Source organism: Paenibacillus sp. 203, from assembly GCF_037027525.1.
Classification (GTDB): Bacteria; Bacillota; Bacilli; order Paenibacillales; family Paenibacillaceae; genus Paenibacillus; species Paenibacillus polymyxa_B.
Genome location: NZ_JAXCHD010000113.1, coordinates 1 through 214, shown reverse-complemented (window position 1 = coordinate 214; position 214 = coordinate 1). Strand labels below are relative to the sequence as shown.

General features: G+C 53.7%; 1 rRNA gene. It reads left to right on the top strand.

What is annotated here, in order from left to right:
* Positions 1-214: ribosomal RNA gene (locus WA407_RS26645) — 23S ribosomal RNA — on the top strand; the annotation flags it as partial.

The following is a 214-nucleotide window of genomic DNA, read 5'->3' as shown; positions in this document are numbered from 1 at the left end:
GAATCTTGAGCGCCAGCTTGAGAGGAGGCATCCTTGGGATACCACCCTGATCGTATCTAGGTTCTAACTTGGTACCGTAAACCGGTACGAGGACAGTGTCAGGTGGGCAGTTTGACTGGGGCGGTCGCCTCCTAAAGAGTAACGGAGGCGCCCCAAGGTTCCCTCAGAATGGTTGGAAATCATTCGAAGAGTGCAAAGGCAGAAGGGAGCTTGA